Here is a 21,836-nt window from a genome sequence, read left to right as displayed (position 1 = left end):
CTAGTGTCCTCGCCTATGACCGAGCCTTCCTTCCTGCCTTCCTCGTCTCCGTCCTCGTCGTCCTCGTCTCCGTCTTCGCTCTCGTCCGCTGCGCCCGCCTCCCCCTCCTCGTCCTCACACCTGGTGGCGACAGCGCGTGCCTACGACGCCGTCGCCGTCCGCTACGCCGAGCTCGCCCGTAACTCGCTCGACGTCCTTCCGCTGGACCGCGCGCTGCTGGCCACGTTCGCCGAACTCGCGCGTACCGCGGCCGACGGTTCACGTTCCGCCGCTGGTTCCGGGTCCGTGGCCGAGCTGGGGTGCGGCCCGGGGTACGTGACCGCGCACCTGCGGGACCTGGGGCTCGACGTCTTCGGCGTCGACCTGTCGCCGGTGATGATCGATCTGGCCCGCGAGGCCTACCCGGACCTGCGGTTCGAGGTCGGCTCCATGGACGCCCTGGATCTGCCCGACGGTGAACTGCGCGGCATCGTGTCCTGGTACTCGGTGATCCACACTCCGCCGCGGGACCTGCCCGCCTACTTCGACGAGTTCCGACGCGTACTCGCACCCGGCGGCCACCTCCTGCTCGCCTTCTTCGAGTCGGAGGGCGAGCCGGTCACACTCTTCGACCACAAGGCGGCGCCGGCCTATCGGTGGCCGATCGACGACCTTGCGGAGCTCGCGGACAAGGCCGGGTTCGTCGAAGTCGGCCGGATGCTGCGCGAGCCCCTCGAGGACGAACGGTTCCGCCGGGGCCACCTGCTGATGCGGGCGGACGGGTAGCCCAGGAGGCGAGCCCGGGGCCCTCCAGGCCCCGGACGTGCGGAGACCGGCGCACCTCCGCCCATCGGCGTACGCGGGTGTCCCTACCGGTGCGGCGGCCGCACCCAGGGAGCAAAGCGCTGACCAGTCGCCGCGTCCTCCCGCCAGTACCTCAGGACGGTCTCGTGGACGATCTCAAGTCGCTCGGCGGCAATGAGGCACGAGACCGGCTCCGGCCCTCCCGCGTCCGCCTCGAAGGCGACCACGACGGGCGGTTCCTCGCCGAGCTGACGAGTGACCCGCAGGAGCTCGTCGGGCGACGCGGCGCGAAAGGCCGGATCCTGGAAGTTCGACGGGCAGCTCACGAGGGCCGGATCGGCGAAGACCAATTCCAGGCCGTGGTGGTAGGTCAGGTCATGACCAGCAGCGAGCCGGAGCTGCCCGGCGTTCCAGGCAACCACGTCCCAGTCCCACCAGGACCCTTGAGGAAGCCGGATCTCAGCATGCCGTCGTTCGGCGTCCACCCTCAGCCCCTCGTCGGTTCAAACAGATCGTCGGGCCGCACAGCGGCTTGAGACCAGACCGTGTCCTGTGCAGCGGGGCGGTTCAGTCATTTGTAGCAGCAGAGGGTGGTGAGGAGGCCCGGGAAAGCCAGGCGGTGGCGAGGCCCGGGAAGGCCGGACGGTGGCGGGCACGGGCTTCGTGGCGGTGGTCGGGCCGGGTGGCAAGCGGTCGGCCAGGACACGGTCCAACAGCTGTCCGGGAACTGTCGGTTCAGTCACATGCGAGCGTGGGCTGCCGGATGCCGGCAGATCCGGCCGACGACGGCCGCGGCCTGCTCCGTGTGCCCTTCCAGCCACCTGCCGAGGTGTTCCCGGACGGCGTCCCCGACGCAGGCGACGCACCGCGGCGCCGCCCAGCTCGTCGCGTGTGGCACCCGCGGCACTCGGGATGGTCCGGCTTCACCGACACGACCGCCGTCAGGCCCTCGCCGATCAGGTCGGCACCGGGATCCGGGGGTCCGTCGCCGTCAGCAGCCCCCGTACCCGCACGTACGCGTTGAACGCCGCTACGACTCCGTCGCGCAGGCCCTCGGCACGGGTGCCCCCGTCGGGCCTTCGGTGTCCCCGACGGGGGCACCTGACCAGCCGTCGGTCACCCGTACGCCGCCGTCGAGACTGCGCGGCCGGTCAGGGCCTCGTTCACCGCGCCCGCCCTGCGGGCACCTGCCCAGCCGGCGAACGCGAGGCCGACTGCGGCCGACGTCGATCGCAGCCGCTCGGTCCACCGGCCATACCGTCGAGTCAGCTTGGCTGGGGATCACCCGTGTCGGCGCAGGTGTTCAGGAAGCGTCTTGTCACGGATGCGTCACCCTCGCTGGGGCACCCGGGTACCCGGCGGGCAGGATCGTCCGGACGCCGGTCGACACCCGCTCCATCCCGCTCACGTCCATCGCGCGCGCAGCACGAGCCGCGCCGTCACTGGATCGTCCTTGGCAGTGAGACGCATCACGCAGGAGGACCGGGCCGCGTTCGGCTTTCGTGCACGCGCTTCGCCCCGTTTCGGCCCCCACCCCCTCCTGCGCGGCGGGGAATGCGCGTCCAGTACTGGGACCCGAGATCCGAGCGCCGAGCCTTGAGATCCGAAAACGCGCAGACCAGAACCATTGTCGGGCTGCCGCAGCCGCCACTCCCCCACCCCGGGCGTCCGTTCCGCGCAGCGCTCGTCGGGCCACACTCACACCAAATATCAAACAACCTTCCATTTTCTGGCGCTTCATCAGCTCGTCAAGCATTGGTCTTGACCAATGTGTCATTCTGTGCAAACTATGGCCAAAGCCGCCACAAAATCTTCTCAATCACTCTGCGGGAGAACCTAGCCCCATGCGCATATCCGCAACCGCCGCAGCAGCCGTGCTCGGTGGAGCCCTCGTCCTCGGCCTCACGGCCGCCCCGGCCGCGCTGGCCGCACCCGCCGATTCGGCCGCGTGCACCACCGATGCGTTCGGTATCGCCGGAAAGTACGGCGAGTTCGTCCTCGGCGACGACGTCCACTCCCCCGACGCGGAGGGTGCGGTGGCCGTCGGCGGAAACGCCGACTTCCGCGGCGGCTTCAGCGTCGCCAACGAACTGACGGCGGCGGAGGTCGACGCCCTGCCCGGCCGGGCCTCGCTCGTCGTCCGTGGCGACCTGCTCAACGGCTCGTCGGCCACCGTGGTGATGAAGGGCAACGCGGTCGTCGGCGGCAAGGTCAGCGACACCCCCGTCAGTCTGCACTCCGGCGCGTTCAGCCAGAAGGCCGATCTGATCGACTTCGACGCCGAGTTCGCCAAGCTGCGGTCCTACTCCTCCGCGCTGGCCGACGAGCCGACGACGACAGGCGCCACGGTGACGCCGAGCGGTGGCAAGCTCACCCTGGAGGGCACCGACACCACCCGCAACGTCTTCAACGTGACGGCCGCGCAGCTCGAACAGGCCAAGGACATCTACCTCAAGGTCCCGGCCGGCTCGACCACGATCGTCAACGTCAGCGGTGGAACGTACGACATGGCGAAGGCGGGCACCACCGGCTTCTTCCTCTCCGGCGGCCAGGACTTCGTTCTGGACGACAAGCTCCAGAGCGCCTCCGACGGCAAGGTGCGCTCCAAGCTGCTCTGGAACTTCCCCGAGGCCACCACGATCACCAAGAGCAGCAAGGCCGCCTGGCCGGGCAGCGTGCTGGCCCCCAAGGCGCACCTGGAGCTGGGCACCGCCGCGCCGATCAACGGCTCGGTGTGGGTCGCTTCGCTGCACGGCTCGGGCGGCGCGGAGACGCACCACTTCCCGTTCACCGGCTGCCTGCCGGAGCCCGGCACGACCCCGTCGACCGAGCCGACGCCGAGCGGCACCCCGGAGAACACCCCGTCGCCGTCGACCACCCCGTCGACCCCCGAGACCACGCCCCCGACGAGCGCCACGCCGACCGGTGGGGCGTCCGAGCCCGCCGCACCGGGCACCCCGGCCCCGTCGCAGAGCACGACGCCCGCCACCGGCGGTGGTGACCTGGCCTCGACCGGCAGCAGCGGCACGGTCCCGCTGGTCATCGGCACCGTCGTGGTGCTCGCCGCAGGCACCGGCCTGGTCGTGGCGGCCCGCCGCCGTTCCAAGCGGGCCTGACGCCCCGGGAGCCCCGTCCAGGGCGCTGCCCCGGGCCAGCAGCCCGAGGCCAGCAGCCCGGGGCCTGTAGCCCAGGACCTGTAGCCCGTCGGCGGTCCAGCTCCGCTGGGAACCCCGCTCGCGCACGAACTCCCTTCGGCGCGGGCGGGGTTCCGGCGTATTTCACCCCGTGATCAGTGCCCGGACGTCCGTCACGGCGTCATCGAGGGGTCTTCCGGGTCTCGGGGCTCGGATCTCGGGCGTCTCAGGTCCCTCGGGTCCCTCAGGTCCCATCTCGGATCCCCCAGGTCCCTCGGGTCTCAGGTTCCCCACATCCCTCGGGTCTCCGGGCCCTCGTGCCGCGGACCCTTGCGTCCCCGGCCCCTCTTGCGTCACTTTCGCCAGAACAGGTGGTGCGTCACGCCGCTCGGGCTGGGCACGACGTCGAGGTGGTACCGGTCGAGCAGTTCGTCGGGGGACTCCCAGAGCCGCACTCCGGACCCGAGCTTCACCGGCGAGACCGCCACATGCATGGTGTCGACGAGGTCGGCGTCGAGGAACTGCCGGATGGTGGTGACACCGCCGCCGAGTCGCACGTCCTTGCCCTGCGCCGCCTCCCGCGCCTGTTCGAGGACCGTGGCCGGGTCGCCTTCGACGAAGTGGAACGTGGTGTCGGAGAGCGTGAACGAAGGACGCTTGTGGTGCGTCATGACGAACACCGGTGTACGGAACGGAGGTTCGTCACCCCACCAGCCGCACCACTCATGGTCCTGCCAGGGCCCGCGCTGGGGCCCGAACTTGTTGCGGCCCATGATCTCGGCGCCGATGTTGCGCGCGTAGTCCCGCGTGAGGTAGTCGTCGAGGCCCCGGCTCCCTCCAGGGTCGGTACGCATCGGCCAGCTCGCCGTGGCACCGGCCCAGGCGAACAGTCCCTCCGGTTCGACGTGGCCGAACGGACGCTCCAGGCTCTGGTCCTCGCCGGCACCGATTCCGTCAGTCGAGACGTTGAAGTTCTGGACTCTCAGCAGCTGAGCCACAGTTGTGTTCCTCCTGTTCACTGATGACGGTGATGAGACTCTCCGTGCCGGGAAAACTCATCGCCGAATCCGAGCCCGATTCCGCTCCCGTTGTCCGCTCGCGTTGTCCGAGCCCGTTGTCCGAGCCCATGGGCCGACTCCATGGACTCGGCCCATGGGCGGCATTCGGGCCCGAGATCCACGTCCCATTTCCGTGGTCGGCGGCCGTGTCACGGCGCGGGTCCTCGTGGCCGTGACACGCGCGGGCCCGGACCGGGACGGACGATCCCGGGCCGGGCCGCACTTCACCTGCCGGTCAGCTCGACAAGTCGGCGAACATGCCGGGCTCGTACGAACCCCCCGGATTATGCACGATCACGTTCATCCGGGTGGCCGCATTGATCAGGGCGACCAGGCAGACCAGCGCACCGACCTGGTCGTCGTCGAAGTGCTTGCGCACCTCGGCCCAGGTCTCGTCGGACACACCGCGGTCGCCGAGCCGAGTGCCCTCCTCGGCGAGCGCCAGCGCGGCCCGCTCGGCATCGGTGAACACGGTGCTGTGGCGCCAGACGGCGACCAGGTTGAGCCGGAGCGCGGTTTCACCGGCGGCCGCGGCCTCCTTGGTGTGTATGTCGACACAGAAGCCACAACCGTTGATCTGGCCGACCCGCAACTCCACCAGTTCCCGCAGGGACTTCGGCAGCGTCGACTCCCCCAGGGGCAACGAGGCGTTGTAGAACCGCTTGGCAACCTTCGCGGCGGTCGGACTGTCGAACAGGTTGAAACGGGGTTCCATGAATTCGTCCTCACTCGTGGTGGTACGTGCCTGCCGCACGGACCGGACGAACACAAGACGCCGACGGCCCGGTCGTTGTGACGGCTTCGCCACCCGCTCCGTCCGCCGTACCGAGTCGGCAGTGTCACCGGGCACAAAGCTGCCGGACTCCACACACGCGACCGCACCCGGCGAGCGGCAGGATCCGGCCCATGGGAGATACCCGGGACGTAGCCTGCCGTCCCTCTCAAATCCGCGCTCTGTGGCTCCTGTTCGGGCTCGGGGCGATCGGCACGGCCCTCACCGCTCTGCACGTGGTGTACCGGGGTCCCGACCTGTGGCTCGGCGTCGGACTGCTCTCGATGCCGCTGGGCACCGGGGCGCTTCGCCTGGCCACCGCCCAGGTGGACGCCGACGCGCACGGCCTGCGCTTCGGAACGCTGCTGCGCCGCCGTCGCATACCGTGGCGCGACGTCGCCGGTCTGCACGTCCACCGGAAGTACGCGAACCACCACCGGATCCGGGAGGTCCGTCGTATCGGTGTGGTGCTGCGTGACGGACACCGGTGGCTCCTGCCACTGCCGCATGCTTTCTCGGCCGACGCCCCGGACTTCGACGCGACGCTGGACGCGCTCCTCGCGTTGCACCGCCGGTACGGGGCGACGGAGTCGACCCGCGTGCCCGTCGTCTCCTACCGTACTGCGGGCGGCGGCTGGGCCGGGTCGCTGGCCCTGTGCCTGCTGTTGCTCGCGGGCGCGGGCGTGGCCGCGTGGGCCCTGCCGGGAACCTCGTCGGACGAGCGGGCGTGGAAGTCGGCCGTACCGTGCACGGCGACGACGCCCGCCACGAAGCGCACCGAGTGCCTGACCACCATGTCGGCGGTGATCGAGCGGACCGACCCCGACGCTCCCAAGAAGCCCAGTTGGGTGTACTTCGACGACGCCCGGCCGCTCACACGACTCGCGGTCTCGCCGGAGGCCGCCCAGGCGTTCCGGCCCGGTGACGAGGTCGAACTGACCATCTGGCGCGGCGCGGTACGGACGGTCGCCGGAGAGCATCACGTATGGCAGGAACACATGTCCGGCCCCGGGGACCTGGCTGTCGTCGCGGCAGCGTGCGTCCTTGCCGCCGGGTACGCCGGTGCACGGGTGCTGATGCATGTGCGCGGGCGCCGGCTGCCCGACGACGAAGTCCTCCCGTCCGCCCTTCCTTTCGGGCTCGCGCTCGTCGTCACCGCGCTGTGGCTGCTGCCGTTCTGCTACGTCCACGCCACGGCCCTGTCCTCCTCTCCCTCGGCGATCGCCTGGGCGGTCGCGGGCTCCCTCACCACCCTTGGCCTCTTTGCCTGGGCCTGGCGCGCCTCCCGGCTCCGTACGCCCGAGGAAGCCGCGTCTCCGGCGGCTTCCGTACGTCCCCGGCCGGCCGCATCTCCGGGGCCATGCGCGGCTCCCGCGGCCACGGGGCGCGGAGCTCCCACGGCTTCCGAGGGGCCCCGAGCCTCCGGGGAGGGTGAGGAAGAGGTCTTCCTGGCCGCCCGCTTCCTGGAACACACCGACTACAACCCGCATGGTTTCGGCACCCACATCGTCCTGGGCGGCGGATCACCCGCGGTGACGCCCCATCCCGGCCCCGGCCGGTTCGCGGCGATACGGATACCGGTGGAGCGGCTCACTGTCGAGAACGTGCGACAAGCCCGGGGCGCTGACGGCGACGCCATCCCCAGGAGCTGGCACGTCGCCGAACTCGACAACGTGGGCACGCCGGTCCGCCTCGCGGCCGCACCGGACGATCTGGCCCGTATCGTCCACGAGTTGCAGCCCCTGAAGCGGGCCGGGGAAGCTTCCTCGGAGGAGGTGGAGCTCGGGTCATGACCGACTGAGATCACGACCGCCCCGAAGGCCACGGCAGCCGGAAGGCCACGGCAAGGGGCGGTCGGCGTCGATGGTGCTCCCAGCGCGCCCGGCCGGGCCCACGCACCGCCCGGCCCACGCACAGCCCGATTCCGGCCCAGCCCGACCCGAGGCGTAGCCCGGTCGCGGCGCAGCCGTGGCCGTATCCGACCTGGATCCGACACGGTCTGCCCCGCGACCAATGCCCACCCCATGCCCGCTGCGCCCAACCTGCCTGCCGTACCTGCCGTACCTGCCGTACCTGCCGTACCTGCCGTACCTGCCGTACCTGCCGTACCTGCCGTACCTGCCGTACCTGCCGTACCTGCCCTCCGATGGCTCGCCGGAGTCCGCCAGGCCGGGCCGTATCCATGTCCCGCATTGGCCGGACAGCATGTCTGAATACCCACTCCCGACGGCCCGCACCCCGCTCAATTCGTGGCCTGATTTCAACCCGATTCCGAACAGACCGCCCCGAGACGAGAAATTCCCTTTCCGTTCCGCGCGTGGTGGCCGCCTGCCCGCTGCCTGACCGCCAACTGAGCCTCGCCGCCTCCGGTAGTCGCGGACGGGCGCCGGGGATCGGGGTCGCCGAGGATCGGGGATGTTGCCGTCCGAGCCGTATGGCGTTCGGTGTCGGGACGGAGCGGAACCACGCGGGACAGCGGTCCGGACGTTCCGGTACCGGACTCGCCATATCCCGACGAAATTCCACCTCGTGGCAACCGCAGGCACATGCGAAAAGAAGCCACATCCGCCGCCTCGCGATTCACGCGTACTGGTACCTCCGCCGTTCCGCGACCAGTACCACATCTGCCGCATACCCGCAGGTCAACGGCATTTCTTGGAGGGTCCGGATATGTGTGGCAGCTCGGTGGCGACAGAGGATCGGGGACTTCCTGATTCCCTTCCAGGCCCTGGAGGCGGCCTATACGATCAAAACCGTTCTCTTTTTTTACGGAGGTGGATATGAGCACGCCGAAGCAGGAACGGGCTGTACAGACCCGTGAGTCGATCCTGCGAGCGGCTGCGGAAGTGTTCGACGAGTTCGGCTTCGCCGGCGCGAGCATCAACCGGATCCTGACGCGCGCCGGAGTCACCTCGGGTGCCATGTACCACCACTTCGAGTCGAAAGAAGCACTGGCCCGCACGCTGATGAACGCCCAGCCCGGGACCATCGTCCCGTGGCTGGAGTCGACCGGCCTCCAGCATCTGATCGACCTCACCCTGCTCTGGTCGCACCAGCTCCGGGTGGACCCGATCCTCCGCGCCGGTGTGCGGCTGACCGGTGAACAGGCGACCTTCGGCATACAGGACTCCAGCCCTTACCGGAACTGGACGGAGATCATGGCCGACTGCCTCGCGGTGGCGGCCGAGAAGGGCGAGCTCCGGCCCGGCGTCGAAGCGCACGCGGTCGCCGAGTTCGTCGTCGAGTCGTGTACCGGCATGCAGATGGTCGCCACGGTGGTCAGCGGACGCGAGGACCTCGCGGACCGGGTCGCGCGCATGTGGCACCTGCTGCTGCCGGGCATCGCCGTTCCCGCCGCCATCATGCAGACCCAGGTGAGCGCGGACCGCCTGAAGCAGCTTCTCTCCACGCAGAACTGAATGGGGCCGCTGGGCGCGCGGGCTGTCCGCGCGCCCACCGCCGCCCCGGCACGGCACTCCCCCTCCGTCCACCATCCACCGTCCCCACAGGAGCCGTCATGGTCACGAGAATCCGGCAGATCCGCCTGGCTGCCCTGAACATCGACGGTGTTCTGCTCAACGACACCTTCAGCCCGGTGATCCACGGCTTTCTCACCCGTAGGGGCGCCACCTACACCGCCGATGTCGAGCGCCGCATCTTCTCCCAGCCCCGGCACATCGCAGCACGCGAGATCGCGGTGGTTCTCGGTCTCGATCTCGGTCCTGATGCCGGTTCCGGTTCCGGTTCCGGTTCCAGCCCTGGTGCCGGTTCCGGTTCCGGCCCTGGTGCTGTCCCCGGTTCCGTCCTGGGCCCCGGCTCCAGTCCCGACGATGTCCTGGCCGCATACTTCGAGGAGCGTGCCGCGTTCCTGGTCGCACACCCTGTCCAGATCCTGCCGGGTGCCATCGAAATGGTGCACAGGGCAAGGGCTTTGGGGATGAAGACGGTGTGCTACGGCGGACTGGAGAAGGAGCACTTCGACAGGTTCCTCGGCGAGTTCGCCGACCTGTTCGACGGCCCCGGTTACATCTGCACCAACGCCTTCCGCCCGGGCATCCACGAGATCGCCACCGAGTTCTTCGGCCTCAGGCACGATCAGGTGCTCGTCGTCGACGACGTGGCCCGGGTCGCCGAGACCGCGAAATCGCTGGACATGCCGTTCATCGGTCACCCCAGCTCCTTCGAGCACAGCTTCCAGCGGCAGCTGATGCGGGAGGTCGGCACGCGCCACATCGTCGACTCGCTCGACGCCATCGACGACGCGCTGTTGAGGTCGCTGGACGAAGAGGCCGCCTCCGGCACGGTCTGGCGCGGCTGACCACATCTCCTTCCCGGGCTCCGCCCGCCCCCGGCGACCGAGCCTCACCAGAACCTCCGGTCCTGCTGTGCCCTCGGACGAGCAACTCTGAAGGAATTATTGCGAAGTTCTTGCTTCATATCTATGGTGAGGGCATGTCACCGAAGCAGAGGCCTGAGCAGATCACCGAACTGTCGCGGTTGAGGGCGTTCATGAACCCTCTGCGGATGCAGCTCTACCGGGTGCTGTACGCCGCGGGCACCGCGACCGCCTCCCAGCTCGCCGAGCACGTCGACCAGACTCCGTCACTGGTCAGCTATCACCTGCGCAAGCTGGCCGAACACGGCTTCGTGACCGAGGCCGCAGGCGAGGGGTCCGACGGTCGTGAGCGGTGGTGGCGGGTGACGTCCGAGGAAGGCTGGGGCTACCGCGACTCGGACTTCCTGGACACGCCCGAGGGAGCCGCCGCCGTCGGTGCGGTGACTCGCGGCATCGTCGACACCCGGGTCGCCCAGTACCGCGCGTATCTGGACCAGAAGTCCGCCTGGGGCAAGGAGTGGACCGACGCGGCCTTCAACTCCGAGTGGCTGCTCAGGCTGACTCCGGACGAACTCGCCGAGATGGGCGAGGAGTTCAGTGCTCTGGCACGACGCTGGCGCGAGCGCGGCCAGGCCGCCGGGGCGGACGGCGACGACCAGGGCCGCGAGCACGTGTCCGTACACCTCTACGGCTTCCCATTCCGGCCCTGACACATCCGCGTCCCCGACCACTGGAGCCCGCCATGACCGCCGCTGGGACAGCCTTGCCCGAACACGTCAGCACACCGGCCTACCGCGACTGGAACGTGCTGCGCTGGCTCACCGCGTACACCTTCTCCCTCATCGGCGACGGCGTGTACTTCGTCGCCCTCGGCTGGTCCGCCCAGAAGACCGCCGGGCCCGCCGAAGTCGGCCTCGTCATGACCGCCGGGGCGCTGCCACGGGCTCTGCTCATGCTCGTCGGGGGCGTGGTGGCCGACCGGTTCGACCCCCGCCGGGTCATTCTCGGCAGCGACGCGCTGCGCTGTCTCCTCACCCTGGCGGTGGCCGCCGGCATCGCGCTGACCGCGCCGGCCCTGTGGGTCCTGGTCGCGGTGGCGCTCGTCTTCGGCGCCGTCGACGCGCTGTTCGTACCCGCGATCGGGGCCCTTCCGCCGCGGATCACCGACCCCGACCAACTGGCCCGTGTCACCGGCATGCGCTCGCTGTCGATGCGCCTCAGCCAGATCGCGGGCCCGCCGATCGGCGGCCTGGCCATGGGGCTCGGAGGTGCGGCGGCCGCGTTCACCGTCGCCGGGCTGCTCTTCGCCCTGTCCCTGCCGCTCCTGTTGACGATACGTATACGGCCGCTTCACGACGCACCCGACCCGGAACAGCCGGAACCGACCACCGCGCGCGATACGAATGCGTCCGAACCCACCGCCGCACGCGTTGCGGCCCGGCCGGAACCCACCACCGCACGCGAGGACCTGCTCGACGGCCTGCGCTACATTCGCCGCCACCGCCTCATCGGCCCGCTCGTCGCGGCCGGCGCCATCTACGAACTCGGCCTCACCGGCACTCTCAACGTCGGCCTGCTCCTCCTCAACGCCGAGCGTGGCTGGGGTCCTTCCGGCTACGGCTGGATCGTCAGCGGATTCGGTGCGGGCGCGGCCGCCAGCGCCGCGCTGTTCGCCATCGTCGGCTGGCTGCCTCGTGCGGGTCTCATGCTCGCCGGAACGCTGTTCGTCGGCTGCGTGGCATCGGCCGGCATCGCGCTCGTGCCCACCCTTTGGGTCGCGGTGGTGCTGGCCGCGCTGAGCGGGTTGAACGCGGGTGTCTTCGGAAGTCTGGGCAGCACCCTCATGCAGACCGCTGCGGACCCGGTCTACCTCGGCCGGGTCACCTCCGTCTTCATGCTCACCATGGTCGGGCTCGCGCCTCTCAGCTATCCGGTGGTCGGCGCCGCCATCGGTACCTGGGGCCCCGGCCCGGTGTTCGTCGGCTGCGGCGCCTTCGCCTGCCTGGGTGTGGCCCTCGCCCTGTCCTCCACCGCGGTACGGCATGCCGAACTGCCGCGACGGCAGCCCGGCGCGAAAGCCTCGCCGTAGGAAGCCATGACTCGTTCTCAGATCGAGCATCACGTCGGGGCCGATCGCGCTGCTCACGGCGGGATGGAACGTGGCCGGCCCAAACCCGATCCGCAGGGCCCGCCCCGTCGTGGTGGGGCCGGGAGCAGGGTGGTGGGGAGTTCGGGTGGAGAGCCAGTAGCGGTCGGTCGCGGTCAGGGTGACCGCCTCATGACTCACCTCGAAGCGCACGTCGGCGAGCACCGGCGTCCCCCGCTCATGCGCCGACGCCGTCAGGACCTGCTCGACCACATCCGCCGGCACGGCCCCTTCAGGGCCGTGATCGGCGGAAGAGCCGACACATTGCCGAGCACGGACTTGATGGCAGCGGCCTTCTGCTGTGCTGCCGGCGCCTCCTCGACGATCTTCGACACATGCTCGTCGAGCAGTCCGGATGCCTCGTCGGGCTCGGCGCCGAATCCCGCCTCGACAACAGCAAGGGGCATCGCGATCCCACGGAGCCGACGCAGCATCGCCGCCCGTGCCACCTGGCGGCGCTGTAGTAGCGGCGGCCCGTGGCCGGGTCGACTCCGGCAGGGGGCAGCAGCCCGGAGTCGGCGTAGAACCGCAACGCACTGGAAGTCAGACCACTGCGCTGGGCGAAGACCCCGATCCGCATCAGCTCGGAATCCAACAAGTCCGGCCCGGCCCGGCTCGGGTTCGTACTGATGTCGAAGTTGAGAAGACGCTGCGCGACCTGGTCGCGGAGGCCAAGCAAACGAGAAGGCGTTCATCTGGCTTTGTTCACGAGAACCGATAGCACCAGTACATGAGATTGGGAGGCGGAGGCGTCGGCGGCGCGTCGTGTTCGATGTTCATGAGAAACGACAGCGCCCCCAGCGCGCCCCGCCGCGATGAGGCCCCAAGTAGCTCTGCGTAGTGTTCCGACTGCTTGTCATCCGGCCACAGAGCCCACGCAAAAACCGATTGGCGGACCACGGCGGCCGCTGCTACCTTCGCGGAGGCCGTGCAAGAGAACGAGGAGGTGGTACCTGTGAACGTATCGACATGGGTGCTCTCCTCCGGGGTCACGTTCGGGCGATAGGTCGTCCGGGAGCGCCGTTCAAGCGCACTCCCGAAAGGCACGATCATGGCCCTTCACTTCACTTCCGAACAGCGCCTCGACGACGACGTCCTCGAACGCGAATTCACCCTCGGCGAGATCCCCGGCATCCTGTGGACACCCGCATCCACATCCGCACCGGCGCCGCTGATCCTGCTCGGTCACCCTCCGCTCGGACTGCACAAGATGTACCCCAGACTGGTGGCGCGGGCCCGGCACGCCGCGGCGGATGGCTTCGCCGCGGCCACCATCGAGCTTCCCGGGAGCGGTGACCGGCCCCGTTGGGCCGCCGCCGAGCAGGCCCGCGCCGACCTGCGCCGGGCTATGGAGGCCGGCGAGCCGGTCAGCGACGAGATCATCGACGCCCTCATCCTCCCGCTCGTCGACAAGGCGGTCCCGGAATGGCAGACCGCCCTTGACGCCCTCCTGTCGCTGCCCGAGATCGGCGGCCCGGTCGGGTACTCGGGGGGAGTGATCTCCATCGGCGTTCGCCTTGCGGTGGTCGAGCCGCGCATCGTGGCCGCCGGTTTCTTCGCCGGGAGTTTCGTGCCTCGCGCCATGTTCGAGGAGGCCCGCCAGGTCACCATTCCGCTGCACGTCCTGCTGCAGTGGGACGACGACGGGAACGACCGGCAGGCGGCCCTGGACCTGTTCGACGCCTTCGGCTCCAAGGAGAAGTCCCTGCACGCCAATATGGGCGGGCACACCGGCGTCCCGCAGTTCGCGGGGGACGCCGCGGCCCAGTTCTTCACCCGGCACCTGAATTGAGGCCGGGCCGCCAGGCCATCAGCAGACGGTAAGCCATGTTGGCCAGGATGCTGCTCGTCGAGGGCAGGTCTTGGCGCTCCTCTGCTGTTTAGTATGCCGCGGACCCCTGCCAACTCGGCAGGGGCCCGTGCTACCCGAAGCCATGGGTTCTCGGTGAACAAAGCCATCAAGTCCAAGGTCCGCACCACGCTGCGCTCGCTCCTCGTACAGCTCGTACGACCGGCAGATGCTGCCGCCGCTGCTGAGCACGCTCGGCTTCAAGTGCAACAACACCGCCTACCGGCCGGTGACGGACGCGCTCGCGCTGCTGGAGAAGTACGCCGACGTCGCCGAGGCGTCCATGCTCGCGCTGCACCTACTCCGGTCCAGCCTCGTACACATCAATACGCTGCTGCTCCAGCAGGTCCTGGCCGAGCCGAAGTGGGCGAAGAAGCTCACCGCCGAGGACCGGCGCGGCCTGACCGCGCTGTTCTGGTCGAACGTCAACCCGTACGGGACCTTCCGCCTGGACATGAACAAGCGGCTCGAGCTCGGGCTGCCCACAGCCGTGCCCCGCCCCCGTGCCCCGGCGGACACCGCCGCCCGAACGACCACGGAGACGCGATGACCGAGACCCACGCTTCCAGGACCTCACCGACCCCCGCGTGAACGAGGCCGCGTGGCGGGCCCACGATCTGCTGCGGGCCTACGCCGCACGCGACCGCGCCGCGATCGTCGAACACCTCGCGCACTTGGAGGACGACCAGCTGGAGTTCGCCAAGGGCGTGGTCGCCAACTTCTACAACGACACCCCAAGCGGCGCCCGAAGCCGCCTCTCAAGGCTTCGGGCGCCGCTTCTCGTGGTGCGGTGTCAGGCGTGGGCGGAAGCGATGCAGCGCCGGGTCGTGACCATGAGGCCGAAGGCCAGGGCGGGACCGGCCAGATGGGATCTGCCGAGGACGGTCAGCATCGAAAGGGCCCTGCCTTCATGTGCGTACACCGGGAAGCTCACCCTGACGGCAAACCTGTTCGCCCTGCACGCTCCATGATGGATTGGGGCACGAAATCCGGATCGCGTTCAGCAGTTGGGGATCGTCCCCGAACCGACCTTGACGTTGCCGGAGTAGATCCAGCCCTTCCGCCAAGTGCTTTCGTCCGGGTCGACGTAGTACCAGGTGTTGCCCGAATCGGGGTTGCGGTACTTACACACAGCCCACAGTTGCGTGGGCACGCTCATGTCGCTCAACCCGATGAAACCGCAGCCCGCAGCCGGCCCATACCTCAGTTTGATCGATTTGGTGGTCACGATGCTCACGCCGGTGGTCCCCCTGTTGGGGTCCCAGTTGCAGTTCACGGCTGCGGGAGCCTGGGGGCGGACATGGTGTCCGCATGAGCGGCTGCTGACGCCGACGGCATCATCGCGAAGACGGCCGCAGTCGCAGCCGCGGCCGCTCCGAGTCGCTTGGACAGACGCAAGGTCTTCTCCTTCGTAGTCATGCTCAGCGGACTCTGTGCACACATCGTGGCCGTCCGATGTTGGAGAAACCTTCGGAGAGCCTTGAATTTCCAGGTCCGGGGCACTGGATCGCGTGGCTGGGCTGACACCCGTACCGCAAGGTTCGGCCGCATTCCTCCGGGCCCGCAGCCCGGCTGTCCGCGATTCGCGGACACGGTCTGCCCGGTGGCAGGCTGCGCACCATGGCGAAGATCGACCCCGAGAACCGTGAGCAGCAGCTGCAGGACGCCGAGGCGCTGCTCCTGGCGAAGTACTCCGGCGGCCGCGGCTGGCTCGACCCGGCCCGCGCGATGCACGCCGTGCGCGCGGCCGCCGAGGGCTACGGCCTTCCCGACGACGCCGAGCGGGAGGAGGTGCCGGCCGACGATGTCCTCGCCGCGCTCACCCAGCTCGACGAGGCGCGGGCGGCGCTGGACACCCTGGAGCGCGACCTCACCCGGGCCGCCCGGACACGGTCGGCGTCCTGGCAGCAGATCGCCGACGCCCTCGGCCTGGCCTCCCGTACGAGCGCCGAGTCCCGCTTCGTCCGCCTGGAACGCGACGCCGCCACCTATCGCGGCGACCGCTACCCCGACAGACAGCGCGCCGCCCGCGCCCGCGACCGGGCCGAGGCAGCCTGGATTCGCGACAACGTGGCGCGGGTGAGGTCAGCGGTCTTCGACCTGGCGACTTTCAACGGCACCTGGCCCGACCTCACCCGCGCCGCCACCGACGACAAACTGCTGTCCTGGGCAAAGACCCTGGACGGCCCCGAGCTCGTCTCCCGGCTCCGCGGTCTGCGGCCCGTGCTCGCCGCCGGCGTGCCCGACGGCGCCGAGGCATCCCACCCGCTGCCCGCCACCGCCGTCCGCGACCAGGTTCTCGCGCTCCTGGACGAACTGATCGCCGCCCGGAACGGGCTGCCCGTGCCCCCGGCACGGAACTCCGCCGGTTAGGGATGTTGGGCCCAACGGCGCCAATGGCTTCTCACCTGCGACGGCCGCCGTGTCGCCCGCTTGGCCCCGTGACGCACCGACGGGCCGCCCGTTGGACTCGCGTGACCGCCCACAGCACCCTCACGTACGAGCAGACCGGCCAGCTGCCGGAGTACCTCGCCGAGAACATCCCGCAGCGGTCCGGAGCGGTGTGATGGCCCGTGGCCGCCACGGCACCCCGACGACCGTGCAGCAGTTGCCCACGCGACCGCCGGACCTCCGGCGCAAGGGCGCCTGCCCAAAGTGCTACGCCATGCAGGGCGAACAGTGCCGCGACCGCCCCGGCACGCCACCGCCCAACGGGGTCCACCGCGAGCGGCTGCGCGCGAACGGTGCCCGCGACGCGGCCACCGACGCTGCCCACCGGCGTCCAGCACACCACCACGTCCCCTGGCGACCACTCCCGGCGCATGAACGCCCCCACTCCTCCGCGGACTACCCGCCCGGCCCGACGAAGAGGCCGGGCGAGAAGCAACGAGGACGGGCACAGGGCCGACTGCTGCCTTGCACCCTGGGTCAGGGATAGGACACCGGGGCCTACTGGGAGGGGTGGACCAACGTCTGTGAAGGTTGGCGCCCCTCCCCCGCCCTCCGGACACGGCCACAAGCCCTCCAGGCCGGTCACAGGCCCTCCGGACACGGCCACGGGCCCCCGGGCCGCCAGCAACCCTCCATGCACGGTCACGAGCCGGTCGACACGCCTGCGTTGAGCAGGATCTCGCGCACCGGAAGGGCGGTGCTGCGGGTGGCGGTCAGCCCCAAGGCCGTCAGGTGGGCGTTCATGATCCGCAGCCCCAGGCATACCCGGCGAAGTCCGGCAGGCCCGCTGGCCGTTGCCCCATGCGCTGTGCTGTGGCGTCCCCGAGGACGTACGCGATCAGGCGCTGCATCCCTGCCGCGTCGATGTCGGCCGTGATCTTTTCGTGGGCGCGGTCCAGTCGGACGCCGGTCGGACCCCTCGACCACGGTCCCGCGTGAAGGCCGGTTCGCGCCCGGGAGCGTCACTCGTCATCGGCTCGGTCCCACTCACCGCGCCGAGGCTGCGAGCGCCGCCCAGGTGGCACCCGCATCACCCCTTCTCCGCCGCCCCCGCACGCCCCGGCCTTCGCCGAGCCTCACACGTCCCGGCGTCCCGGCAGGTACTGGTCGAGAACGATCGCGAGGAACTTGGTGTGGTCCGGGAGACCCGACTCGCCGACGAGCCCGTTGATGATGCCGCGCTGTACCTTGGTCGGCTTGTACTGCAACTGAACGGGGCCGAGGCCACGCAGATCCGCGTCGTCGGGCTTCACCGCGAACAGCTTCGACTGGAACTTGGGCGCCCGGCGCGCGTCCTCGACCACCTGCGCGACACCCTTCTCCACGGCCGCCTCGACGGCGAGGAGAACGATCTGCGTGTGGGTGAGGTCGGTCTGCTTGCGGTGCTTGCGGAACCGGTTCGCAACGTTCGTGGAGACGTAGAAGCCGACCGGCTTGGCCGTGTCCGCGTCATCGACCTCGGCGGGTTCCTCGACAACCTCGCGCGCGGGCTGCGGAATCACCGACACCGGACGCGCCGGCTCCACGATCGGGGTGGGCTGGACGGGGGCGACGGTCGGCTGCACCGCCGGTGCGCTCGCCCACCCCGCCAGCGCGCTGGAGGGCGCCCCTCCCCCGCTGAACAGATTGCCGACGCCTTCGTCGGACATGTTCTGCTCATCGTCCTCATCCACGCGCTTCTTGCCCTTCGGCGGTGTCATGCCGCAGTTTCCTTCCTCAGCTCAAGAGCCCGAGCGAACATTTCTTCGGTGAAGCCTTCATAGTCGGCGGCCAGGCTCGCGACGGTCTCCGGAATGCTCCGGTCGCCGCCCGCCCGCCGTTCGGCCAGCTCCGACACGAGCATGCCGCGCTTGCGCACGAGCCGTGCCACCGACTCGGTGTGGCCGATGAGGTGCTTGAACATATGGGCTTCCTGCCCGAGCACCTTCTGGACCTGCCGCCGTACGTCGGCATGGATCCCTGTGTACGTACGCCCCGTGTCGAACAGCAGCACGCCGAGAAGAGCGATGTGCGGGTTGATCTGACTGACGAACTTGACGTACGAGAATTCGAGGCCGATCTGGGCAAGCCCGTCCTCGGCACCGCCGTCGCTCTTGACCGGGATGATGAGCCATCGCGCGGCCGACAGGGCGAGCCGCTGCAGGGAGGGGTTCTCGGGAGGCGTGTCGAGAACGATGATCTGGTACCTGTGCGCGATGGGCAGCAGGCACATCAGCAGCCGCAGATACGCGTGCGGACCCTCTTTGGCGAGAAGCGTGTGGAAGAAGATGCCGAACTCGTCGCCGAGCGCCGGTCCGCCCATGACCACGTCAAGGTTCTCGCGCACGTTCTCACGCGGGTTCAGCGGCGTACCCGTCCGAAGGGATTCGAGCAGCCCCGCTCCCCCGTCATTCCACTCGGCCTTCTTGTAGCCGAGTTCACGCGCGATGTTGCCCTGGGCGTTGCAGTCGATGATGAGCGTCCGCAGTCCGCTGCGCGCGGCCTTGCCGGCGGCGTTGGCGGAGACCGAGGACTTGCCGACGCCGCCCTTGCCGTTGCCGAACATGAAGATGTGCGACAGCGAGCCCCAGGGGATCGCCGGCAGCTGGGCGCGGATGTCAGGTGCTGCGAAGGGACTGGACATGGGTCCTCTCACTCTGGATTCAGGCCCGGAAAGAGGGCGCTGTATGCCCGATTTGAACTGTTATGCATGGTCAAAACTTCGCTCAGAACGATCCTGCGCTCCACACCGCTCCATCACAGTGCGAGGTAGGGCCCGAGGGCAGGGATCCGTCCGCGAAAAGCTCTCCGGCGACCCCGTCCCGCCAGGTCAGCGGCCCTTTGAGAGTTGTACCTCACATAAGGCGCACCGCTTTTCCTCAGATTGATCCGTCTGCCTCTCAACCCATCCGACACACCGCGTTCCTGGGGATGAAGTGATGGGTGATGACCACTCCTGGCACAACCACAAGAACAGTCACCTCCAGCCCAGTTGCCGAACAAAGTGCAGCACACGCTATCAGGAAACCCTCAGGTTCCATCGACCAACACGCCGGACGACTCACTACACCTCAGGGATTCATGCGGACCGGACGATCGACAAGGCATCGAGCAGACCCTCTTGCTTCCTCCTGAGCCACCACGCCCGCGTCTCACCAAGCCCTCAGTCACATCACCCTCCGGGGCGGCACGCTCCCCCGCGGGTCCATGGCCTCCCCCCTTGAACGGCCAACCCGTCGGCAATCCCACCGACACACCTGGCGACCCATCACCCGCCGGGCCGACCAGCAACTTTGCGGGCGGGATGGTTCACCGATCCACCGCCCCGCCTCCCATCGCACCCAGCATCGTGCCGACTGAGCAACCCGTCACCCGGCCTGCTGGGCCACCTCCCCTTGCACTTCCCGTCGGACTGCCTGACGAACCCGCACCTCACTCGGCGTGCCTCCTGAAACCCATGCCAGGCACCGAACCCATGCACTTGCTCGGCAGCGAGTCATCACATCGATTCACCGTCGAATCCTCAAAGCAGTGCGAGAACCGACCAGCAGTCGAGCCCGTCTGCTTACGACGTGAGTCACCCACCCCGAAGCGTGCGAACTGGCGGGCCGACGGGCTGATGCGCCGACACCTGGGCCGATGTGCGATCTGGCTGACCGTCCCGCACTTCGAGCAACCGACACTCGAACATGCGGATCGGCCCGCACCCTGACCCGGCTGCCCGCTAGCGCGGCCATCATGTCCTATGTGCCCGACGATGCCTTTCATCAGGCTCACCGTCACGCACGCCCCCCTGCATGGCACTCCGTGGATGACCTCGCACACGAGTGAACCCTGTTGGTTGCACAGCAGCCAACAGGCCCGGGGGCCTGCACTTCCATTGACTACGTGACACATAAGCAGGCGCACATTTCCACCTGTCGTCCGGCTCGCAAATCGACTCGCAAACCGGCTCAGCACCACACGATCAGCCCGACCTTGGCAAAGGCGCGTGGAAACACCTGCAGCACCGCGAGAGGCAAGGTTTCTCATCACACAAGAGGACCCGTCGATACCCGCATGAACTTCCGAGCAAGCTGAAGCGCTGTTGACACAGCTCGTCATCAAGCGTGCCTTCAGGTGTGTGTACAAGCTTGCGTCCATGTTTGCACCGATGTTTGTTTTCGCAGGTCAGAGCCTGTTTTTGCCCCGAACAAGACATCATCATTGTACGCACTCAGATCGGATCTACGCATCACCTTCAAGGGATGTCAGAGCGTCCCCTGGCGATGCAGTCACCGAGTTCAATCGAACCCAGGCATCCTTCTTGTTCATCACTACACCTTCCCAGAGCTGTCAGCGAAACGCTCACGTGGACGTAGGCCCTCAGACGGCTTCTCCATCAATCTGGTGTCACCCATCGCCTCCGCTCAACCTGTTGCCCGCTCGATCACCATGAGCTGCGTAAAGCCTGACCAGCAGACCGGTCTGTCCTTCGATCCCCGCGCGGTCGACGATCAGTGCAGCAGAGGAGCAATCGACTCTGCCGTTCCCTGATACCTTCACGATGCTTCAGCCCCACGGTGTTTCCTCGTGATGCGAACTGAATGAAGTACGCACGAAGATCTTCGTAGGCACATCTCGAGACCATGGTGTGCGATCGCCGAACACTCCGAGATCCGGACCAGAGTGCTCGAAGCCCATGGGAGAGCCAAGCACCAGACCAGTCTTCAGGTACCCGGATCGTTTGGGTCTTCCCTCCCCTTCTTCCATCATGTGATCCGCTGACTCGCGACCCGCTGAACCGCACCAAATGATCCGCTGGTGGGCCGAGAGAGAACCGTAAGGCAGAGAGAGACACCATCGGATACAGATCTCTTCCTGTCGGCGCGCGCGGCATGGATCGGCCACCTATGAGCACTTGAGCCGCCCATCCCTCCGTCCCGTAGACCGGAAGCCCCCACTGGCATCGCCTGGCTTCTCGATCGACTTCTTCCAGCAGAACCAGAGCTCACGGGATACGCCGGGCCATCAGTCACCCACCAGGCACGTACCGACCGGAAGCGAGGCTCCCGGGAGGCCATCCGTGCTCACGGTCTCCTCGTCGTGGGCGATGCTTCGTGTCTCATGAGGACGCGACGAACCATGCCTCACGCCGACGGTCACTTCTCCCCGCCCACCGACCCATGCTGCCCCGAGGCCCCCGCCCATACCGTCGGTCTTCTCCACACGAGATCGATTCCATTGGTGTCCTCTGGCAACCACACCGACAGCGGGCTCCGTACGCGGGGCACCGAGCGTGCTCGACAACGCCGTATGAGCGGACTGCCTGAGTGCCCGTCCCGCCGA

The 21,836-nt window shown here is 68.6% G+C and carries 17 protein-coding genes and 1 pseudogene; 11 read left to right on the top strand and 7 right to left on the bottom strand.

What is annotated here, in order from left to right; genetic code table 11:
* Positions 1-123: 123 nt before the first annotated feature.
* Positions 124-765 carry a class I SAM-dependent methyltransferase gene (locus tag AMK22_RS23885; RefSeq protein ID WP_242434106.1) on the top strand — a complete coding sequence of 214 codons (642 nt, stop codon included), beginning with the start codon at positions 124-126 and terminating at the stop codon, positions 763-765.
* 83 nt (positions 766-848) lie between these two features.
* Here AMK22_RS23885 and AMK22_RS23880 read toward each other — a convergent pair whose 3' ends face one another.
* Positions 849-1,205 (bottom strand): hypothetical protein, encoded by a 357-nt coding sequence (locus AMK22_RS23880; protein ID WP_073788102.1) that lies wholly within the window; start codon positions 1,203-1,205, stop codon positions 849-851.
* A gap of 1,422 nt (positions 1,206-2,627) precedes the next feature.
* Here AMK22_RS23880 and AMK22_RS23875 point away from each other — a divergent pair.
* Entirely contained in the window at positions 2,628-3,899 is a 1,272-nt protein-coding gene (locus AMK22_RS23875; RefSeq protein ID WP_073788101.1) for a choice-of-anchor A family protein, read from the top strand.
* A 371-nt stretch (positions 3,900-4,270) separates the two neighbouring features.
* Here the strand turns inward: AMK22_RS23875 and AMK22_RS23870 are convergent, their stop codons facing one another.
* Both AMK22_RS23870 and AMK22_RS23865 read right to left on the bottom strand, forming a co-directional pair.
* Positions 4,271-4,915 (bottom strand): dihydrofolate reductase family protein, encoded by a 645-nt coding sequence (locus AMK22_RS23870; RefSeq protein ID WP_073788099.1) that lies wholly within the window; start codon positions 4,913-4,915, stop codon positions 4,271-4,273.
* A 295-nt stretch (positions 4,916-5,210) separates the two neighbouring features.
* Positions 5,211-5,690: a carboxymuconolactone decarboxylase family protein gene (locus AMK22_RS23865; RefSeq protein ID WP_073788168.1), complete on the bottom strand. Its 480-nt coding sequence runs from the start codon at positions 5,688-5,690 to the stop codon at positions 5,211-5,213.
* A gap of 191 nt (positions 5,691-5,881) precedes the next feature.
* Here AMK22_RS23865 and AMK22_RS23860 point away from each other — a divergent pair, with 191 nt between their 5' ends.
* The 5 genes from AMK22_RS23860 (at position 5,882) to AMK22_RS23835 (ending at position 12,172) form a co-directional block, all read left to right on the top strand.
* A complete protein-coding gene (locus tag AMK22_RS23860; protein WP_073788097.1) occupies positions 5,882-7,540 on the top strand; it encodes a hypothetical protein in 1,659 nt (552 codons plus the stop codon).
* A gap of 987 nt (positions 7,541-8,527) precedes the next feature.
* Positions 8,528-9,166 carry a ScbR family autoregulator-binding transcription factor gene (locus AMK22_RS23850; RefSeq protein WP_073788093.1) on the top strand — a complete coding sequence of 213 codons (639 nt, stop codon included), beginning with the start codon at positions 8,528-8,530 and terminating at the stop codon, positions 9,164-9,166.
* A 98-nt stretch (positions 9,167-9,264) separates the two neighbouring features.
* Positions 9,265-10,065 carry an HAD family hydrolase gene (locus AMK22_RS23845; protein ID WP_073788091.1) on the top strand — a complete coding sequence of 267 codons (801 nt, stop codon included), beginning with the start codon at positions 9,265-9,267 and terminating at the stop codon, positions 10,063-10,065.
* Between the two features lie 134 nt (positions 10,066-10,199).
* The gene (locus AMK22_RS23840) at positions 10,200-10,793 is read left to right on the top strand and encodes an ArsR/SmtB family transcription factor (protein WP_073788089.1); all 594 of its coding nucleotides are present in this window, start codon (positions 10,200-10,202) and stop codon (positions 10,791-10,793) included.
* Positions 10,794-10,825: 32 nt separating this feature from the next.
* Positions 10,826-12,172 (top strand): MFS transporter, encoded by a 1,347-nt coding sequence (locus tag AMK22_RS23835; RefSeq protein ID WP_073788087.1) that lies wholly within the window; start codon positions 10,826-10,828, stop codon positions 12,170-12,172.
* A 123-nt stretch (positions 12,173-12,295) separates the two neighbouring features.
* Here AMK22_RS23835 and AMK22_RS23825 read toward each other — a convergent pair.
* Positions 12,296-12,809, bottom strand: a pseudogene (locus tag AMK22_RS23825) (MerR family transcriptional regulator); the annotation flags it as partial.
* Positions 12,810-13,280: 471 nt separating this feature from the next.
* Between AMK22_RS23825 and AMK22_RS23815 the strand changes: the two are divergent.
* The 3 genes from AMK22_RS23815 to AMK22_RS39225 all read left to right on the top strand — a co-directional run bounded on the left by AMK22_RS23815 (position 13,281) and on the right by AMK22_RS39225 (position 15,049).
* Entirely contained in the window at positions 13,281-14,021 is a 741-nt protein-coding gene (locus AMK22_RS23815; protein WP_073788085.1) for an alpha/beta hydrolase, read from the top strand.
* Between the two features lie 226 nt (positions 14,022-14,247).
* Positions 14,248-14,628, top strand: coding sequence for a transposase (locus tag AMK22_RS23810; protein WP_242434105.1), 381 nt, complete (start codon positions 14,248-14,250; stop codon positions 14,626-14,628).
* Between the two features lie 37 nt (positions 14,629-14,665).
* Positions 14,666-15,049 (top strand): hypothetical protein, encoded by a 384-nt coding sequence (locus AMK22_RS39225; protein WP_073788084.1) that lies wholly within the window; start codon positions 14,666-14,668, stop codon positions 15,047-15,049.
* A gap of 29 nt (positions 15,050-15,078) precedes the next feature.
* Here AMK22_RS39225 and AMK22_RS39220 read toward each other — a convergent pair whose 3' ends face one another.
* A complete protein-coding gene (locus tag AMK22_RS39220) occupies positions 15,079-15,315 on the bottom strand; it encodes a hypothetical protein (RefSeq protein ID WP_143203594.1) in 237 nt (78 codons plus the stop codon).
* A 383-nt stretch (positions 15,316-15,698) separates the two neighbouring features.
* On the opposite strand from AMK22_RS39220, the gene AMK22_RS23800 reads away from it, so the two are divergent.
* Positions 15,699-16,451 carry a hypothetical protein gene (locus AMK22_RS23800; protein WP_073788083.1) on the top strand — a complete coding sequence of 251 codons (753 nt, stop codon included), beginning with the start codon at positions 15,699-15,701 and terminating at the stop codon, positions 16,449-16,451.
* Between the two features lie 1,154 nt (positions 16,452-17,605).
* Here the strand turns inward: AMK22_RS23800 and AMK22_RS23795 are convergent.
* Both AMK22_RS23795 and AMK22_RS23790 read right to left on the bottom strand, forming a co-directional pair.
* Entirely contained in the window at positions 17,606-18,229 is a 624-nt protein-coding gene (locus tag AMK22_RS23795; protein WP_073788082.1) for a hypothetical protein, read from the bottom strand.
* Complete coding sequence (locus AMK22_RS23790; protein WP_073788081.1) at positions 18,226-19,152, bottom strand: ParA family protein; 927 nt, start codon at positions 19,150-19,152, stop codon at positions 18,226-18,228. Before AMK22_RS23790 ends, AMK22_RS23795 begins: the two co-directional genes overlap by 4 nt.
* Between the last annotated feature and the right edge of the window lie 2,684 nt (positions 19,153-21,836).

This window comes from Streptomyces sp. CB01580 (assembly GCF_001905795.1).
Classification (GTDB): domain Bacteria; phylum Actinomycetota; class Actinomycetes; order Streptomycetales; family Streptomycetaceae; genus Streptomyces.
The sequence above is the reverse complement of the archived record's forward strand: the minus strand, read 5'-3'. Positions and strand labels throughout refer to the sequence as shown.

Bases quoted from the DNA above. Each gene is read 5' to 3' on its own strand.
- AMK22_RS23875 (WP_073788101.1), top strand. From the start codon at position 2,628: ATGCGCATATCCGCAACCGCCGCAGCAGCCGTGCTCGGTGGAGCCCTC.
- AMK22_RS23865 (WP_073788168.1), bottom strand. From the start codon at position 5,690: ATGGAACCCCGTTTCAACCTGTTCGACAGTCCGACCGCCGCGAAGGTT.
- AMK22_RS23860 (WP_073788097.1), top strand. From the start codon at position 5,882: ATGGGAGATACCCGGGACGTAGCCTGCCGTCCCTCTCAAATCCGCGCT.
- AMK22_RS23850 (WP_073788093.1), top strand. From the start codon at position 8,528: ATGAGCACGCCGAAGCAGGAACGGGCTGTACAGACCCGTGAGTCGATC.
- AMK22_RS23845 (WP_073788091.1), top strand. From the start codon at position 9,265: ATGGTCACGAGAATCCGGCAGATCCGCCTGGCTGCCCTGAACATCGAC.
- AMK22_RS23840 (WP_073788089.1), top strand. From the start codon at position 10,200: ATGTCACCGAAGCAGAGGCCTGAGCAGATCACCGAACTGTCGCGGTTG.
- AMK22_RS23835 (WP_073788087.1), top strand. From the start codon at position 10,826: ATGACCGCCGCTGGGACAGCCTTGCCCGAACACGTCAGCACACCGGCC.
- AMK22_RS23815 (WP_073788085.1), top strand. From the start codon at position 13,281: ATGGCCCTTCACTTCACTTCCGAACAGCGCCTCGACGACGACGTCCTC.
- AMK22_RS23810 (WP_242434105.1), top strand. From the start codon at position 14,248: ATGCTGCCGCCGCTGCTGAGCACGCTCGGCTTCAAGTGCAACAACACC.
- AMK22_RS23800 (WP_073788083.1), top strand. From the start codon at position 15,699: ATGGCGAAGATCGACCCCGAGAACCGTGAGCAGCAGCTGCAGGACGCC.
- AMK22_RS23795 (WP_073788082.1), bottom strand. From the start codon at position 18,229: ATGACACCGCCGAAGGGCAAGAAGCGCGTGGATGAGGACGATGAGCAG.
- AMK22_RS23790 (WP_073788081.1), bottom strand. From the start codon at position 19,152: ATGTCCAGTCCCTTCGCAGCACCTGACATCCGCGCCCAGCTGCCGGCG.